The sequence below is a fragment of the Lacrimispora indolis DSM 755 genome (genome assembly GCF_000526995.1).
GTDB classification, from domain to species: Bacteria; Bacillota; Clostridia; order Lachnospirales; family Lachnospiraceae; genus Lacrimispora; species Lacrimispora indolis.
This window is the reverse complement of record NZ_AZUI01000001.1, coordinates 1,776,361-1,792,567: the sequence shown is the minus strand read 5'-3', so window position 1 is coordinate 1,792,567 and position 16,207 is coordinate 1,776,361. Positions and strand designations below refer to the sequence as shown.

General features: G+C 45.9%; 16 protein-coding genes. 10 read left to right on the top strand and 6 right to left on the bottom strand.

Going from position 1 to position 16,207, the window contains the following annotated elements:
• The first annotated feature begins 76 nt into the window (after positions 1-76).
• From K401_RS0108545 to K401_RS0108530, 4 genes are all read left to right on the top strand, one after another.
• On the top strand, positions 77-775 hold the full coding sequence (locus K401_RS0108545; RefSeq protein ID WP_024292561.1) for a 5'-methylthioadenosine/adenosylhomocysteine nucleosidase: 699 nt from the start codon (positions 77-79) through the stop codon (positions 773-775).
• 127 nt (positions 776-902) lie between these two features.
• Positions 903-1,844 carry a hypothetical protein gene (locus tag K401_RS0108540; RefSeq protein ID WP_024292560.1) on the top strand — a complete coding sequence of 314 codons (942 nt, stop codon included), beginning with the start codon at positions 903-905 and terminating at the stop codon, positions 1,842-1,844.
• 206 nt (positions 1,845-2,050) lie between these two features.
• Positions 2,051-3,397: a glucose-6-phosphate isomerase gene (locus tag K401_RS0108535; RefSeq protein WP_024292559.1), complete on the top strand. Its 1,347-nt coding sequence runs from the start codon at positions 2,051-2,053 to the stop codon at positions 3,395-3,397.
• A gap of 192 nt (positions 3,398-3,589) precedes the next feature.
• The gene (locus tag K401_RS0108530) at positions 3,590-4,360 is read left to right on the top strand and encodes a DUF6612 family protein (RefSeq protein ID WP_024292558.1); all 771 of its coding nucleotides are present in this window, start codon (positions 3,590-3,592) and stop codon (positions 4,358-4,360) included.
• A 103-nt stretch (positions 4,361-4,463) separates the two neighbouring features.
• Here the strand turns inward: K401_RS0108530 and K401_RS0108525 are convergent, their stop codons facing one another.
• The 3 genes from K401_RS0108525 to K401_RS0108515 all read right to left on the bottom strand — a co-directional run bounded on the left by K401_RS0108525 (position 4,464) and on the right by K401_RS0108515 (position 5,503).
• Positions 4,464-4,928, bottom strand: coding sequence for a GNAT family N-acetyltransferase (locus tag K401_RS0108525; protein WP_207641457.1), 465 nt, complete (start codon positions 4,926-4,928; stop codon positions 4,464-4,466).
• 96 nt (positions 4,929-5,024) lie between these two features.
• Positions 5,025-5,174: a GNAT family N-acetyltransferase gene (locus tag K401_RS32785; protein ID WP_156945259.1), complete on the bottom strand. Its 150-nt coding sequence runs from the start codon at positions 5,172-5,174 to the stop codon at positions 5,025-5,027.
• 62 nt (positions 5,175-5,236) lie between these two features.
• On the bottom strand, positions 5,237-5,503 hold the full coding sequence (locus K401_RS0108515; protein ID WP_024292556.1) for a hypothetical protein: 267 nt from the start codon (positions 5,501-5,503) through the stop codon (positions 5,237-5,239).
• Positions 5,504-5,671: 168 nt separating this feature from the next.
• Between K401_RS0108515 and K401_RS0108510 the strand changes: the two genes are divergently transcribed.
• The 6 genes from K401_RS0108510 to K401_RS0108485 all read left to right on the top strand — a co-directional run bounded on the left by K401_RS0108510 (position 5,672) and on the right by K401_RS0108485 (position 13,325).
• Positions 5,672-6,763, top strand: a complete 1,092-nt coding sequence (locus K401_RS0108510; RefSeq protein ID WP_024292555.1) for a BAR domain-containing protein — start codon at positions 5,672-5,674, stop codon at positions 6,761-6,763.
• A 244-nt stretch (positions 6,764-7,007) separates the two neighbouring features.
• On the top strand, positions 7,008-7,607 hold the full coding sequence (gene yyaC, locus K401_RS0108505; RefSeq protein WP_024292554.1) for a spore protease YyaC: 600 nt from the start codon (positions 7,008-7,010) through the stop codon (positions 7,605-7,607).
• 62 nt (positions 7,608-7,669) lie between these two features.
• Entirely contained in the window at positions 7,670-8,884 is a 1,215-nt protein-coding gene (locus K401_RS0108500; protein WP_024292553.1) for a LysM peptidoglycan-binding domain-containing protein, read from the top strand.
• Between the two features lie 73 nt (positions 8,885-8,957).
• Complete coding sequence (locus K401_RS0108495; protein ID WP_024292552.1) at positions 8,958-10,232, top strand: DUF5711 family protein; 1,275 nt, start codon at positions 8,958-8,960, stop codon at positions 10,230-10,232.
• Positions 10,229-12,208, top strand: a complete 1,980-nt coding sequence (gene tkt / locus K401_RS0108490; RefSeq protein ID WP_024292551.1) for a transketolase — start codon at positions 10,229-10,231, stop codon at positions 12,206-12,208. The genes K401_RS0108495 and tkt overlap by 4 nt, the downstream gene beginning before the upstream one ends.
• A 172-nt stretch (positions 12,209-12,380) precedes the next feature.
• Positions 12,381-13,325, top strand: coding sequence for an ROK family glucokinase (locus K401_RS0108485; protein WP_024292550.1), 945 nt, complete (start codon positions 12,381-12,383; stop codon positions 13,323-13,325).
• Between the two features lie 106 nt (positions 13,326-13,431).
• Here K401_RS0108485 and K401_RS0108480 read toward each other — a convergent pair whose 3' ends face one another.
• From K401_RS0108480 to K401_RS0108470, 3 genes are all read right to left on the bottom strand, one after another.
• Positions 13,432-14,619, bottom strand: a complete 1,188-nt coding sequence (locus tag K401_RS0108480) for an oxygen-binding di-iron domain-containing protein (protein WP_024292549.1) — start codon at positions 14,617-14,619, stop codon at positions 13,432-13,434.
• The gene (locus tag K401_RS0108475) at positions 14,616-15,320 is read right to left on the bottom strand and encodes a DUF542 domain-containing protein (protein ID WP_024292548.1); all 705 of its coding nucleotides are present in this window, start codon (positions 15,318-15,320) and stop codon (positions 14,616-14,618) included. The genes K401_RS0108480 and K401_RS0108475 overlap by 4 nt, the downstream gene beginning before the upstream one ends.
• Before the next feature lie 131 nt (positions 15,321-15,451).
• A complete protein-coding gene (locus tag K401_RS0108470) occupies positions 15,452-16,141 on the bottom strand; it encodes a Crp/Fnr family transcriptional regulator (protein ID WP_024292547.1) in 690 nt (229 codons plus the stop codon).
• Positions 16,142-16,207: the final 66 nt, after the last annotated feature.

Here is a 16,207-nt window from a genome sequence, read left to right as displayed (position 1 = left end):
TCTTTGCAAACTGGCTTCTAACCGCTATAATAGAAGGAAATACTTATAAAAACAATGCATGGAAAAGGAGAAAACTATGTTAGGAATTATTGGAGCCATGGATGTAGAGGTGGCGGAAGTAAAAAAAGCCATGGAGAATGTTACGGTAGAAACCATAGCTGCAATGGATTTTTATAGAGGAAAATTAAAAGGAAAGGAAGCGGTGGTGGTCCGCTCCGGCATTGGCAAGGTAAATGCAGCAATCTGCACTCAGATCCTGGCAGATCATTACCATGTGACCGCAGTCATCAATACCGGGATCGCCGGTTCTTTAAAGAATGAGATCAACATCGGGGATGTGGTGCTGTCTACGGATACGGTGCACCATGACATGGATGCAACAGGCTTTGGATATCCTGCGGGACAGATCCCTCAGATGAAAGAATTTGCTTTCCGGGCCGATGAAAGGCTTCGGAATCTGGCTGAAGAATGGTGTAAAAAGGTTAATCCTGAGATCGGAGTTTTTACTGGAAGAGTGGTTTCGGGGGACCAGTTTATTTCTGATAGGGTTAAAAAACAGTGGATATCCGAAACTTTCGGGGGGTACTGCACGGAAATGGAAGGGGCTGCCATCGCACAGGCGGCATACTTAAACCATATCCCGTTTCTTATCATCAGAGCTATTTCAGATAAGGCGGATGACAGCGCAAACATGGACTATGGCGAGTTTGAAGAGAAGGCGGTAAGGCACTCCGTAAACCTTATTTTAGCCTTGGCTGAACAGTATTCATATTAAGTTGAGAATCGAATCCTGACGGGATTTGACGAACGATTCTAGGCTTTCTCATCTTCCCAAAGCCGGACAGGGTGATTATAATAAACCTATCACCGGTCGAAACCGGGAAGAAAGGGGAGCTACTATTATGCTGGAATTTTTACAGACAGGCAAAGCGCTGTACGTGCTTGCAGCCCTATGCGGCATTGGCATTATCACCAGATGGCTGACACGTAACCTCTACAAAAGATTGATCAAAGAATCGGACAACCTTACACTGACCAAAAACAAAAATCTTCGGGCGTTTAAGCAGAAGACAGAAACCACGTACCAGATGAACCAGGGAATCCCAAAGGTAAAGCCGTATCTGGAACGGCAGATGTATGATTTTAAACATATGGGAATTACACTCCACGGATGGAATATGTTTTCCAACCAGATGACGCTATGGTGCTTTCTTATAGGAGGTGCGGCAGCATTCGCATCCTACTGGTACCGCACCGATTCTTATTACATAGTCTTGTATGGCTCTGCGGGAATCATGGCCGGACTGTTTACCATACTGGTAGACCACGGCGCAGGAATTACGGAGAAACGGCAGCAGCTGTTTGCGTCTCTGGACAATTATCTGGAAAATACGTTGATTTACCGGTTAGATATGGAAAGAGAAGAAATACAGGCAATATCGGGGCCTCATATGGAAACCCGTGAAAATATAAGATCCATTTATCCCGGTACCACAAAGAGCGTGGTGGAAAGTGAGCCGGAGCAGGACAAGAAGGCTGACAGGAGAAGTGCTAGGCAGAGAAACGGATCCTTGGAAAAGGCAATAAGGAACCGGCCGCAAAAGCAGTCCATGGAGGCATTCCCTGAAGGCGGGGAGGCCGGAGCAGAAAGAGGGGAAATCCAGAGTCAGCCGGATGTGAAAAGTTCCAGGCGTGATGTGGATTACTTAAAACGAAGCTTAGAACAGATTGCCGCCAGCAGGGAAAGAGAGCGGGGAAACAGGCAGGGAGAGGACTGGCTTAAGGATCTAAGCCCTGATGAGCTAAAGCTGATCAGTGAAATTCTCCAGGAGTATTTAACATGAACATTTGGAAGGCATAAAGAAAATCATGTCGCATTTAAGACTATTCTGTGGTATAATTTTCCTAAGCAGGGGGTCAGAAACCTGAAGTCAAATAAGCCATAGCAACCTATGGACTGTTTGGTTTTGCAGGCAGTTGCCAAGGTCAAGCTCGCTTGACTTCGGCTCGTTGCCTTTGCCAGAATAAAAGGAAAAGGAGAATATTAGCAATGGGAAATGTAATTTTTGATTATTCCAGGGCAGCAGGCTTTGTGTCAGCAGAGGAAATGGAGAACATGAAGGCCACAGTTATGTGTGCGAAGAACGTGCTGATGGACAAATCCGGTGCAGGCAGTGATTTCTTAGGTTGGATCGACCTTCCGGTGGATTATGATAAGGAAGAATTCCAGAGAATAAAGATGGCAGCAGAGAAGATTCAAAATGATTCTGATGTTCTGCTGGTCGTCGGTATCGGCGGTTCCTATCTTGGAGCCAGGGCAGCCATTGAATTTTTATCCCACAGCTTTTACAATGTATTGCCAAAAGGAAAACGCAAAACTCCGGAGATCTATTTTGTTGGAAACAGCATCAGCAGCAAATACATCCAGGATTTAAAGGATGTGCTGGATGGAAAGGATTTCTCCGTTAATATTATATCAAAGTCCGGGACAACCACAGAGCCGGCAATCGCCTTTCGGGTATTTAAGGATATGCTGATTGAGAAATATGGCCGTGAGGAGGCAAATAAAAGGATTTATGCCACTACGGATAAGGCAAGGGGCGCACTGAAGAATCTGGCTGATGAGGAAGGATATGAATCCTTTGTAGTTCCTGATGACGTAGGAGGACGTTTCTCAGTGCTTACGGCAGTCGGCCTTCTTCCGATTGCGGTGTCCGGTGCTGATATTGATAAATTGATGGAAGGCGCGGAGGCGGCCAGGCAGGAAGCCCTGGAAACAGCCTATGAGTCAAACGGTGCCCTCCAGTATGCGGCTGTGCGCAATATCCTGCTTCGAAAGGGGAAAACAGTGGAGATCGTGGCAAACTATGAGCCAAGCCTTCATTATGTTTCCGAGTGGTGGAAGCAGCTGTTCGGTGAAAGCGAAGGAAAGGATCAGCGGGGGATCTTTCCGGCAGCAGTGGATTTGACCACAGACTTACACTCTATGGGACAGTTTATTCAGGATGGGGCCAGAATTATGTTTGAAACGGTCCTGGAGGTTGAGGAATCTCCTGCAGAAATTCTTCTTAAAGAAGAAAAGGTAGATACCGACGGAATGAATTATCTGGCGGGAAAGAGTGTTGACTTTGTCAATAAGAGCGCCATGAACGGAACCATTCTGGCTCATACCGACGGGAACGTGCCCAATTTAATGGTCAGGATCCCGAAGCAGGATGAATACAGTCTGGGACAGCTGTTCTACTTCTTTGAATATGCATGCGGCATCAGCGGATATATTTTGGGCGTGAATCCGTTTAACCAGCCGGGAGTGGAAAGCTATAAGAAGAATATGTTTGCACTCCTTGGAAAGCCGGGATATGAGAAGGAAAGGGAGGAGCTTTTAAAGAGATTATAGGACGTTGGCAAACAGCGCCGGTGTTCTGGTTTGGACCTTCATAAAAGGCCGGACCAGGGCACCGGTTTTTTAATATTTGGATTTTTTGGAAATAATAAAGAGTTTTTTAAGAAAATCTTTGATATGAAATGGCAATGCAGTATAGTATACTTAAAGTGCGTGACTAAAAACAATTCATTCAAGGAGGAAGATATGAAAAAATGTTTAATGCTTTTCCTTACTTTGGCAACAGTGCTGTCATTGGCTGCCTGCAAGGGGGAAAAGGATCCAAAGGTGCTCTATGATGAGGCTTCCAAGAAAACGTCGGAGCTGGCGTCCATGGATGTGACCTCAGTGGTCAACATGCAGATGACGCAGGGAGAAAACACCACGGATATCAAAATGGACCTGGATATGAAAATGGCGGATATAAACACAGAGAACATGAGGTATCTGGCACAGGGGACCACCTCCCTCATGGGCCAGAGTATAGATATACTTATGTATTATGAGAATGGATATTATTATATGGATTCCATGGGCCAGAAGGTGAAATACGCCATGGATTTAAATTCCATGATGGATCAGATCAAGCAGAGCACAGAGGGCGCAAGTGTAAATTCCTCTTATTTGAAGGAAATCACAGCAAAGAAGGATGGGAATAACCAGATTCTCACCTTTACCGTTGATGCTGAAAAGATGGATGCTTACGTACAGGATTTAATGGGCCAGCTGGGAACCAATATGGAAGGGGTAACCTATACCATTAAGGAGGCCAGCGGAGAAGCCACAGTTAATAAAGATGGGTATTTTACCAACTCAAAGATTAAGATGTCCCTTGAAATGAATGCTCAGGATCAGACGGTAGCCATGGTTATGGATACGGATTCCACCTACAACAATCCCGGTCAGACCGTTGAGGTCACGGCTCCGGATCTGGAAGGGTATACGGAAATCGACGCAGGAGCACTGGAGAATCAGTAAGAATAATTAAAAAGCATTCAGGCAGGGGAGCCGGCAAAGGGTTTTCCTGCCTGATGCTGCATATGAAAGCTTCTGCTCTTGTTATCCAAAGGATATACCGGGTTTACTTTAATGTGGAAGCAACATACATCCGTTCAGAATTTCCATCATCGCCTGTTACCGTTGTGAGGAATTCCCAGCCGCACCTTTCATAAAATTCCCTATGGCCTGTAATTAAATATAACTTTTCAAATCCCATATCACCAAGATCTTTTCTGGCAAAATCTAAAATATACTTTGCGATTCCCTGATTGCGGTGTTTTTCTTCTACAAATAAAGCGCATAAATTAGGGCTTAAGTCTTTCCGGTCATGGAAGTCATTATCTATAATTCCCGCTCCCGCGATAATTTCCTGATTTTCGTCTAAAACAATATACCATTGAGGTATTCCTGACTTTTTGTCAATGCATTCCTGAATGCTTTCTTTGTATGCTTCAAGAGGAATGACCCATTTTTGAAAGAACCAGGAGGCCGCGGCTTCCAAAAGTTCAGGATTTTTGCATAATTTCTTTAATGTCATGGTTTCCATTTTTATAGTTCCTCTTCCTTCAAAGTCCGGATCAGCCTGTTAAGATAGAATATCATTATCAGAAGCAGAAAGATATAAGGGAAATTCCATAAAGGGCTAAAGCTTATTTGATAATATAATCTCAAACGGTTCCTTCTCCAGTATAAATCCGCCAATAGCCTGGTATCCTAATTTTACATAGAAATGCTGGCTGTATTCATCTGATCGGGCAGAGGTCATAACCGAGTGATATCCCAATGACTTCATCTCTTTTTCCCAATACTCCGTAAGCTGTTTCCTATTTTAAGTGGATTGCAGTTCACGGCCTCCTATTCTTCAATTACCTGGATTTCCAGAAAATCAAATTCAATGTGCTCGATAAAATTATCCTGGGTAAACCGGACTTTGGAATGCTTTTGAAATTCATGAATGGTAGCATCCAGCCATATGGGTTTTCCGAGATCGAACTGGAGACAGATATCATCTAGTGCCTGAAAGATCATGGAGGTCCTGGAAAGACTGTAGTCAGAGATGGAGATGACTGTGTCTTTCATGATTTTGGTGTCTTTCATTAATTTTGCCCACATGCGAAACATAAGCGAATTTTCCTTTCTGAAATTGGCAGCTTTATCAGCCGTTTTTATGATGCAACGATTATAGCATTACCTTGCAGAAAAAGGCAAGAAGGAAAATGACGGACGTTGTAAAACCTTGAAAAATATGGTAGAATCTTTGTAGGAAAAACCGAAGGAGGAAGACTTAAGATGGCGCAACCCATAACGGATCAGGTTGGTTTTCTTGGAGAGGCCTGCAGGGCTGTACAGGAATTATCTGCAAGCAGAAATTTATTGGAAAAGTTCCGCCTGGAAGAAAAACGTCTGGACAAGGAACTGGAAGCAGAGAGAAAGGCTGTGACAGATGCCATCAGCCTTACGGTGAAGAAACGGATCGAGGAAATTAACGACACCTATGACAAAGAGATTGCCAGGGAACAGGACCGCTTAAAGCGGGTGAGAGGAAAGCGTGAAAAGGCCAAGACCCAGGGCGTCAAGGAACGGATCGAAGAGGAGACGGCAGAGCTTAAGGAAAACAACCGGGAATTAATGCTCCAGATGAAGTCTGTTTTTCAGCAGGACCGGGTTCCTGGTTTTTGCAAAAAGGGCTGGTATTATGCTCTGTATTTTCCCAGGGGATTTTCTGAGTTTTTTGTGCTGCTTTTGAACGTATTTCTGTTCTTTCTGGTCATTCCCTGCGGGGTTTATCTGCTGCTTCCTGAAAAATCCCCGTTCTACTTAATGGGGATCTACTTTGCTGCCATTTTGTTTTTCGGTGGGATTTACATTCTCATCAATAACTTTACCAAGGTGAAACACCAGAGCGCATTGAGAAAAGGAAGGTCCATCAGGGATCTGATAAAGACCAACAAGAGAAAGATCCGGGTGATCATCCGCTCCATAAAGCGGGACCGTGACGAAGCCGTATATAACTTAGAAAAATATGATGATGAGATTGCCAGAATCGAACAGGATTTAGCAGATATTGCGGATAAGAAAAGGGAAGCCTTAAATACCTTTGACAGGGTGACACGAACCATTCTGTCCGATGAGATCGCCGGCAACAGCAGGGAAAAGATCGCAAAGCTTGAGAATGACTTTGAAGCGGCGGCGGCCAATGCTAAGGAGGCAGAAGTCAGGGTTAAGGAGCAGACCTTGTTTATTAACGACAATTATGCGTCCTATGTTGGGAAGGAATTTATGGTTCCGGAGAGGCTGGATGAACTGGCTGATATGATCCGGATGGGCAAGGCTTCCACTATCAGTGAAGCAATAACTCTTTATAAAAGTCTTAAGGAGTAAGGTTAAGGTGCAGGAAATGGGCATATATGTGCTCTCAGCCTGCACCTGTTTTTTTCGTAATTTTCCCCAGGGGTGTGGTGAATAATTCCATAAACGGCGGCTTATAATAGAACATGGAAAGTCAAATACCCCACAGCCGGCTATAGGGCATTTGACTCCTGCAGCATTCGTCAAATTCGGAGATACTTGTATCTCTGCTCTTGGCTCATTGCCTGCAGAAATAAGGACAGCAAGGCAGGATATTATGAAATTATGGGAAAGAATTGCGATCCGCGGAAACCGGGACGTTTTTTACTACGATACAAGGCAGACTTTTGAGGCAGAGGATTTTGCCTCCAGGCTTTACGATATGATATGTGCGGAGCAGGAAAACGGAAAGGTGGCCGGGGTGCTGTTTTTATGCATTGGAACCGACCGTTCAACTGGGGACAGCTTAGGGCCGCTTATCGGATACAAGTTAAAGGAAAGAGGGCTTGAATATCTGGAGATCCTGGGAACTCTGGAACGTCCGGTCCATGCCATGAATCTGGAGACTTACCAGGCAATTTTAAAGCTTCGTTATCCGGATCATGTGGTGGTGGCAGTTGACGCTTCTGTAGGAAGTATGGAACACATCGGCTATGTGACTTTGGGAAAAGGCGCACTAAAGCCCGGCCTTGGAGTCAGCAAGGAGCTTCGGGCCGTGGGGGATATTTTTATTACCGGGATCGTAGGCAGCTGTGGAAATTATGACCCTCTAATGCTGCAGAGCATCCGTCTTTCCGTTGTCATGAGAATGGCTGACTGCATCAGCTACAGCATTTATCTTGTCGAAAAGTTATGGGAAAATACCGCCCCGCTTTGACACGATTTTCACCCATTGTATGCTATGATTCATTGGATTAAAAAGAATAGCGGGGTGAGCCAATGGGTGAATTATATAATCCGTTCCCAAAGCTGCCGAAGAATATCAGGCAGATTGGGGAAAGGGATCAGATTGTAAAACTTTATGTGGAAGATTATGTAAATACTTATTTGAAACGTCTGTATCCTGCGGGTGGACAGGAACTGCGGGTTGGTCTTCTCTTAGGCGGCATGGAATTCAATGACGGAACGCCGTATATCTTCATTGACGGAGCTATGGAAATGGAGGATGTGACGGAGGCCGGCCGGAGAGTGATATTTTCCGAGATGTCATGGAAAAGAGCCTACCGGAACATGGAGCAGCTTTTTCCAAAGAGGTCTATTCAGGGCTGGTTTATATGCGGCAGGCCTGGAGATGATTTGAGCCCCATCAATTATTGGAAACAGCATATCCAGTATTTTGGGGAACCGAACAAGCTGATGTATTTGTGCAATGGAACAGACGGAGAGGAGACAATTTACATAACATCTGAGGACGGGTTTTACAAGCTGCAGGGATACAGCATTTTCTATGAACGAAATCAGATGATGCAGGACTATATGGTACTGCGAAAAGATGTAAAACGTATCGAAACAGATACAAATGATAAGGTGATCGAGGAATTCCGCAAGCGGATGGACGAGCATAAGGTGGAAGTTACGGACCGGCATCAGACGGTTGGGCTACTCCGGGGCATGTGTATGGCCATGTCAGTCGTCATATTAGCTGGCGGAATTGTTATGTTTAACAACTATGAACGAATGCGGGATATGGAGAGCGTGATCGCGTCGGCCATTCCGGCAAAGGCGGAACAGCTCCTGATTGGGAAAAAGGGTGAAGAACAGGGAAACAAGGGCGAATCCAAAGTAGTTGTGGAAGAGGCCGAGGGAGGCGTCTATCCCACCACCGCGGTGAGTAAGGAGACCATGTCTGAAACATTGCCTGCACAATCCCAGGCGGAGACAATGGCTGAGAGCAAGGCAGCAGAGACGCTGCCTCCGGAGACGGAAGCGGCAACCCAGGCAGCGACAGAAGCGGCAACCCAGCCTGCCAGCCAGGAAACAGAGGCAGCAGCCAAGGCCAGTCCGCGTGTTTATGTGGTACAAGAGGGAGAGACTCTTTACGGGATCTGCATCGCTCAGTACCAAACGGTGAACAAACTGAAGGAAATTTGTGAGCTTAATGGGCTGGACGATGAAAATAAGATTGTTGCGGGCCAGAAATTACTTCTTCCATAGAAAAATATAATGCGTTTCTTCCTGAAATGATGTATACTACCTATATATATGGGCATTTTTGGGAGAAAAGAGCATGAGTGACAGGGACTCTATGAACAGAGAGATTAAGAAGAACCAGCTTCGGAGGCAGATTGTTTCATCTTCTCCTCAAGCGGGCGAAGACAGCCAGGAGGTCATTAAAAAGGCTCTCACCAAGGTGAGGAAAAGAAAAATCAGGATAGCTCTGGTTCTGTTTTTGGTGCTTTTGGCAGGCGGCATAGGGGTATATGAATATTTTACTCTTTATCAGTATACCCAATACGGCGTAGTCTGGGATAAGCAGATAAATGAGGGAAGCTATGTTGGATATCTTAGCTTTGGCTCCAATGTGTTAAAATACAGCAAGGACGGCGCCTCCTATCTGGATTCCCAGGGGAAAGAAGTGTGGATAGAAAGCTATGAGATGAAATCTCCCAAGGCATGGGTAAACGGGAATTATGCGGCCATTGCGGACCAGCAGGGAAATTCCATCTATATCTTTGACAAAACGGGAAACACGGGCATAGCGACTACGGTTCTTCCCATTGTGAAGGCGACGGTGTCCTCTTACGGAGTGGTGGCAGCGATCCTGGAGGACTCATCGTCCAATTATATTTATTTCTTTAAGAGGGATGGAAGTGCTCTGGATGTGAAGATTAAGGCGCTGTTAGGCGGTGATTCCGGTTATCCTGTGGATATCAGCTTATCCCCCGACGGAACTCAGCTGATAGGAGCTTATTCATATTTGAAAAACGGGACGTTAAACGGCAGAGTGGCGTTCCACAATTTTGCGGAAATCGGCAAGAGTATTCCGGACAGGCTGGTAGGCGGTTTTGACGAGCCTTATGACGCCTCTTTGGTTGCACAGGTCCAATTTCTTGACAATACATACTCCTGCGCCTTTGCAGATAACAGCGTATCCTTTTACTCCACAAAAAATGAACTCTCTCCGGAGCTGATCCGGCAGGTGGCAGTGGAGGAGGAGATAAAGAGTGTGTTCTATTCGGAGAAATATGTAGGGCTTATTGTGGACAATGGGGAAGGAGAAAATCCTTACCGGCTGGATATATACAAGCCCAGTGGAAATCTGGTGTTTACCAAAGGTTTCCAATATCAGTACACCCATGCTGATATTGACGGGGACCACGTAATTTTGTATAATGAAGATTCTTGCAGAGTCTATAATATGTCAGGAAGGCTTAAATTTGCCGGGACATTTGATTTTCCGATATCTAAGATCCGAAACGGCAGGTTCCCAAATACTCTGATCGTAACCGGCCCCCAAAACATGAAAGAAATAAGATTACAAATAGGAGGACAATACCAATGAGCAACATCCATACCATGTCAGTCAATGCAATCCGTGTCCTATCTGCGGATGCCATCCAAAAAGCGAATTCCGGTCATCCGGGACTTCCATTAGGCTGTGCTTCTGCAGCTTATGAATTATGGGCGAACCATATGAACCACAATCCGGCAGATCCAGACTGGACCAACAGGGACCGCTTTGTCTTATCAGGAGGCCATGGTTCCATGCTTTTGTATTCCCTGCTTCATTTATTCGGCTATGGGAATTTATCAAAAGAGGATTTGATGAATTTCCGCCAGCATGGCTCCAAGACTCCCGGACATCCGGAGTACGGTCATACAATCGGTGTGGAAGCAACCACAGGACCTTTAGGTGCAGGTATGGGTATGGCAGTTGGAATGGCCATTGCCGAGAAACATCTGTCATCCGTATTCAACAAAGAGAATTATCCGGTTGTTGACCACTACACCTATGCGCTGGGCGGGGATGGCTGTATGATGGAAGGCATTTCCTCCGAGGTTTTTTCCCTGGCAGGCACCCTTGGTCTTGGGAAATTGATCGTTTTATATGATTCAAACCAGATTTCCATTGAAGGAAGCACTGAGATTGCATTTACCGAGGATGTGCAAAAGCGCATGGAAGCCTTCCATTTCCAGACCATTACCGTTGAGGACGGAAATGACTTGGAAGCAATCGGACGGGCCATTGAGGAAGCGAAAGCAGATACAGAGCATCCTTCCTTCATTACCATCAAAACCCAGATCGGCTACGGCTGTCCTGCAAAGCAGGGGAAAGCCAGCGCCCACGGAGAGCCTTTGGGTGCTGATAATGTGACCGCTTTAAAGGAAAACTTAGGCTGGCCTTCCACAGAGCCGTTCTACGTTCCGGAAGAGGTGTACAGCCATTATCGTCAGATCGCAGAGGAAAAAGCGGAGACAGAAGCAGCATGGAATGTGATGTTTGCCGCATATTGCCAGGAATATCCAGACATGGAAGATCTTTGGAATGCATACCATGATCCGGATGCAGGAGAAAAGGCCATTGAAAAATGCGAAGACTTCTGGAAGCGGTCTGAAAAGGCAGATGCCACCAGGAATTTATCCGGACAGGTATTAAACCGGATAAAGACTTATATGCCCAACTTAATCGGAGGTTCTGCGGACCTGGCTCCTTCCAATAAGACCAACATGACCGACATGGGTGATTTTTCAAGGACAGACGGCAGCGGCCGCAATCTGCACTTTGGCGTCAGAGAGCTTGGTATGACGGCAATCGGAAACGGAATGATGCTTCACGGCGGTCTCCGCACCTATGTGGCAACCTTCTTCGTATTCAGCGATTATACAAAACCAATGGCACGCTTATCCGCATTAATGGGCGTTCCCCTGACCTATATATTCACTCATGACAGCATCGGTGTAGGAGAAGACGGACCTACCCATGAACCCATTGAGCAGCTTGCCATGTTAAGGGCAATGCCGAATTTCCATGTGTTCCGTCCCTGCGATGAGACAGAGACAGAAGCAGCATGGTATTCTGCACTGACCTCTAAGAAAACTCCTACCGCCCTTGTGCTCACAAGGCAGAACTTAACTCCAATGCCGGGAAGCAGCAAAGAGGCCTTAAAGGGTGGCTATGTGATTGACGATTGCGAAGGCACCCCCGAAATCATTCTCATGGCCAGCGGTTCCGAGGTGGAACTGGCAGTCAAGGCGAAAACCCTTCTTGCCGATAAAAAGGTACGAGTGGTTTCCATGCCCTGTATGGATTTATTTGAGGAGCAGACAGAGGAGTATAAGGAATCCGTTCTTCCCAAGGCAGTCCGCAAGCGCGTGGCAGTAGAAGCATTAAGCGATTTCGGCTGGGGCAAATACGTTGGCCTTGACGGCACATATGTGACCATGACCGGCTTTGGCGCCAGCGGCCCGGCAAATCTTTTATTTGAACATTTCGGATTCGCGGCAGAACGCGTAGCAGAGGCTGCAAAATCCATCTAAGCAATGAGCAGTGAGAAATAGGACAGGAGAAAATTTTCGTTGTGCTTGCACATAAGAAAATCTTCTCGTGGCCTATTTCATAGGGCGAATGCCCGTGAGCTGGCAAAACCTACGGTTTTGCCAGCTCCACTGCGGACTTGCGTTACGACAGTTAAAAAGGAGTGTATACAAAATGGGAATGAAATGTGTTGGCGTTGATGTAGGAGGTACATCCGTAAAGATCGGAATATTTGAAGTGACGGGGGAACTCATCCAGAAGTGGGAGGTGCCCACCAGAAAGGAAGAAGGCGGGAAATATATCCTTGAGGACACCGCCGCTTCCATACTGAAAACCTTAGAAGAGCTTAATATTCCCTTAGATGAAGTAAAAGGGGTAGGCTTAGGAGTTCCCGGGCCAGTCATGCCCAGCGGATATGTGGAGGTCTGTGTGAACTTAGGCTGGCGTGACATGTATCCGGAAAGGACACTGAGTGAAAAACTTCACGGCTTGCCCGTAAGAAGCGGCAATGATGCAAATGTGGCAGCCCTTGGCGAGATGTGGCAGGGAGGCGGAAAAGGCTATGATGATATTGTCATGGTCACTCTGGGCACAGGAGTCGGCGGAGGCGTAATCATTGATCAAAGAATCGTTGCCGGAAAGCATGGCCTGGCCGGTGAGATCGGACATATGCATATCCGTGACGATGAAACGGAAAGCTGCAACTGCGGAGGCGTGGGCTGTGTGGAACAGATCGCCAGCGCAACAGGCATTGCAAGAGAGGCCAGAAGAAAAATGGCTGCAACGGATACCCCCTCCGCTCTCAGAACATTTGGCGACAACGTAACGGCAAAGGATGTTCTGGATGCAGCAAAGGAAGGGGATGCCCTGGCTTGTGAGGTCATGGAAGTAGTAGGCCATTATCTTGGCCTTGCCCTGGCTCAGATTTCCATGGTAACAGACCCTGAGGTCTTTGTTATCGGAGGCGGTGTATCAAAAGCAGGAGCCTTCCTGATTGACAACCTCTTTAAGCATTATGATAAATATACTCCCATTTCTAAAAATAAGAGCGGGATCGTTCTTGCGAAGCTGGGAAATGACGCAGGAATCTATGGTGCGGCCAGGCTGATTCTGGATTAAATAAAAGGGCGGATTCTTAAGAATCCACCCTTTTACTTATAAAGCTGTTCAGCTGATCATCCAATTTCAAACACCAATTTAACCGGTATTCTGTCCGTAAGCTCTTCTACCGGCAAAGCGCCCCGGCAATCTCCGCAGCCTTGTTAAAGTCTTCTTCCTCCGGGTTCCAAAGGCATTTGGCCTCCTCCTCCACCACAGAGAATCCGGCTTCAGTCAACCGTTCCCGAAGGACTTTTGTTCCCTCTCCGCTCCATCCGTAGCATCCGAACACTGCCGCCTTTTTCCCCTTATATTTCAATTCCTTCAGGAAATCAAGCCATCCCCCCACAGAAGAAAGGATGTTCCCTCCCACGGTTGGAGATCCAAGGGCAATCGCTTTTGATTTAAACACTTCTGTCATGATATCGTTCTTATTTGTCTTGGAAATGTTATAAATCTTCACCCTGGTATCCGGTGAAATCCGCGCGATTTCGGCGCTGATCTTATGGGCCAGCTGCTTGGTTCCATCCCACATGGTATCATAAACAACAGTGATCTGATCCTCTTGATAGTTCTGGGACCATTCATAATATTTTTCCACGATCTGTAACGGATTTTCCCTCCAGATGGAGCCATGGCTGGTAGCGATGATATCGATGGGAAGGTTCAGTCCCTGTATTTCTTCAATTTTCTTTTTCACAAGAGGAGAAAACGGAGTCAGAATATTAGCGTAATACTTGATGGCCTCTTCCCAAAGCCTGCACTGGTCGGCCTTGTCATTAAACAATTCCTCCACGGCATAATGCTGTCCAAAGGCATCGTTGGAAAAGAGGATATTGTCTCCTGTTAAATAAGTGGCCATGCTGTCCGGCCAGTGAAGCATTTTCATTTCCACAAAAACCAACTTTTTCCCATTGCCGATGTCAATGGAATCCCCTGTTTTCACCACCTGGTAATTCCATTCCGGATGGTGATACTGTCCTGTAATGGATTTCACCCCGTTTGCGGTGCAGTAGATGGGGGTGCCAGGTATCTTCTCCATTAATGCGGGAAGAGAACCGCTGTGATCCACCTCTCCGTGATTGGCAACAATAAAATCAATTTCCTTTAAGTCGATCTCTTTTTCCAGATTGTCGATGAACTCCGTGGAATGAGGCTTCCAGACCGTGTCAATGAGGACCGTTTTTTCTTCCTTTATTAAATAGGCATTCTGACTTGAGCCGTGGTTAATGGAATAATCTGCCCCATGGAAGGATTCCAGCTCCCAGTCCATGAATCCCACCCAGTAAACATTATTTTTCACAAGTTTTTTCATTGTTCCATTCCTCCTTCATATTTTGGAAACAGCAGTGAGTTTTCTGTAAATATATGAATATACACGTCCTTAACCAGTTCCTCCAGCTTCTGAAAGACCATGCTGTAAGAAGAGCAGCCGTCTTCCGGAGGGGTAAAATCATTGGTGCAGACTGTGATCTCTTTTATCAGGTTTCCGGCTCCTTCATGCTCATCCTCCAGCTCCTTTACATATCCGGCGCTTTTATCCCATGTAAAGCTCTCTTTCATATAGGGAAATATAAGCCTTTCTTCCTTGGCAAAATGTTCCTGCAGCTCTTTTCTCAAGTCTGAAAAAAGTCCGTGTAAGGGAACCAGCTGCTCCTGATGATGTTCGTAATGAACCAGCAGGACCTTGTTGATCAGCTCATCGATTTCTGCCAGGAGGATTCTCTCCTTTGAATGATGGGTGTCGATGATATAATCGATCAGCTCCGGGACATCCATTTCCATCAGCCGTTCCACTGCCAGCACCTGTCCCTTATTTGATTTCTGGGGTTTATTCACAAGCTTTTTATTCAGCAGTTCAATAAAGCTTTTTGATTCGATTCCCAGCCCTTGTAAGGCAGCTTCTAAATGATCTTTCCCGCCGCAGCAATAATCAATATGAAAATCATTGAAAATTTCAACTGCTTCCGGATAGGCTTTCACCACATCGGTTATTTTCATGTTACCTGTAATCATAATTCTCCTCCTCTTACCTGAATTCTTTGCCTTTTCTAAAACAATTGCTCTGTCTGTAAGGCTAGTATAACCGGGAAAGAGAAGGAAAAATGTGATTTGAATCATTATTTGAAAACTTTTTAATCAATTTATTAATTTTCACTTTTAAAGGCATCTCTTAAAATATCCTTGTTTCGAACGCGGATTCTGCGGTTTCCTTCCAGCTCGATCGCGCCGTCCCTGCGCAGTTCCCCCAGCTTTCTGCTGATGGTTTCTCTTCTGACATTGATAAAGGCAGATATATCATCCCTGGTCAATTCAATGGTTTCCCCCTTGATCCGGCTGCTTCTGAATAATAGAAAACCGGCGACCCGTGCCTTGGCATCGTTTACGGATAATAGCTGTACCAGTTCATTTGCCGCCGACAGCTTCTGCCCTACTACGTTTAATAATTTAACTCCGATTTCAGGTCTTTTTAATATCAGCGCCTGAATATCTGACAGGGAAATGAGACATACTCCGCATTCCCCCAGGGCAACGGCATTTGATTCAAAGACTTTTCCGCCGAATATATTCTGCTCCCCGTAAATATCGCCTTCTACCAGGATATCAAGTACATATTCCTTTCCTTCCAGGGAATAGCGGTTGATTTTGGCTTTTCCGTAACGGATGACCAGAATTTTATCCGCCGGATCATACTCGTGGAAAACCGTTTCTCCTCTTTTAAAATCCAGATGCCGGGCGTTAGAAACAAGTTCTTTCTGTTCTTCTAAGGAGAGGGGCTCAAAAAGAGGGATCTTTGAGGTGCATAATTTGCTGCAGTGGTTACATGTAAGCTCCATTCCTGTCTCCTTTCGGGGGTTTGACTGTTTTATGGATAATTGTATTATATCAAACAGCAGGAAGAT

Coding starts and splice junctions, on each gene's coding strand:
- K401_RS0108545 (WP_024292561.1), top strand. CDS start 77: ATGTTAGGAATTATTGGAGCCATGGATGTAGAGGTGGCGGAAGTAAAA.
- K401_RS0108540 (WP_024292560.1), top strand. CDS start 903: ATGCTGGAATTTTTACAGACAGGCAAAGCGCTGTACGTGCTTGCAGCC.
- K401_RS0108535 (WP_024292559.1), top strand. CDS start 2,051: ATGGGAAATGTAATTTTTGATTATTCCAGGGCAGCAGGCTTTGTGTCA.
- K401_RS0108530 (WP_024292558.1), top strand. CDS start 3,590: ATGAAAAAATGTTTAATGCTTTTCCTTACTTTGGCAACAGTGCTGTCA.
- K401_RS0108525 (WP_207641457.1), bottom strand. CDS start 4,928: ATGGAAACCATGACATTAAAGAAATTATGCAAAAATCCTGAACTTTTG.
- K401_RS32785 (WP_156945259.1), bottom strand. CDS start 5,174: ATGAAGTCATTGGGATATCACTCGGTTATGACCTCTGCCCGATCAGAT.
- K401_RS0108515 (WP_024292556.1), bottom strand. CDS start 5,503: ATGTTTCGCATGTGGGCAAAATTAATGAAAGACACCAAAATCATGAAA.
- K401_RS0108510 (WP_024292555.1), top strand. CDS start 5,672: ATGGCGCAACCCATAACGGATCAGGTTGGTTTTCTTGGAGAGGCCTGC.
- yyaC (WP_024292554.1), top strand. CDS start 7,008: ATGAAATTATGGGAAAGAATTGCGATCCGCGGAAACCGGGACGTTTTT.
- K401_RS0108500 (WP_024292553.1), top strand. CDS start 7,670: ATGGGTGAATTATATAATCCGTTCCCAAAGCTGCCGAAGAATATCAGG.
- K401_RS0108495 (WP_024292552.1), top strand. CDS start 8,958: ATGAGTGACAGGGACTCTATGAACAGAGAGATTAAGAAGAACCAGCTT.
- tkt (WP_024292551.1), top strand. CDS start 10,229: ATGAGCAACATCCATACCATGTCAGTCAATGCAATCCGTGTCCTATCT.
- K401_RS0108485 (WP_024292550.1), top strand. CDS start 12,381: ATGGGAATGAAATGTGTTGGCGTTGATGTAGGAGGTACATCCGTAAAG.
- K401_RS0108480 (WP_024292549.1), bottom strand. CDS start 14,619: ATGAAAAAACTTGTGAAAAATAATGTTTACTGGGTGGGATTCATGGAC.
- K401_RS0108475 (WP_024292548.1), bottom strand. CDS start 15,320: ATGATTACAGGTAACATGAAAATAACCGATGTGGTGAAAGCCTATCCG.
- K401_RS0108470 (WP_024292547.1), bottom strand. CDS start 16,141: ATGGAGCTTACATGTAACCACTGCAGCAAATTATGCACCTCAAAGATC.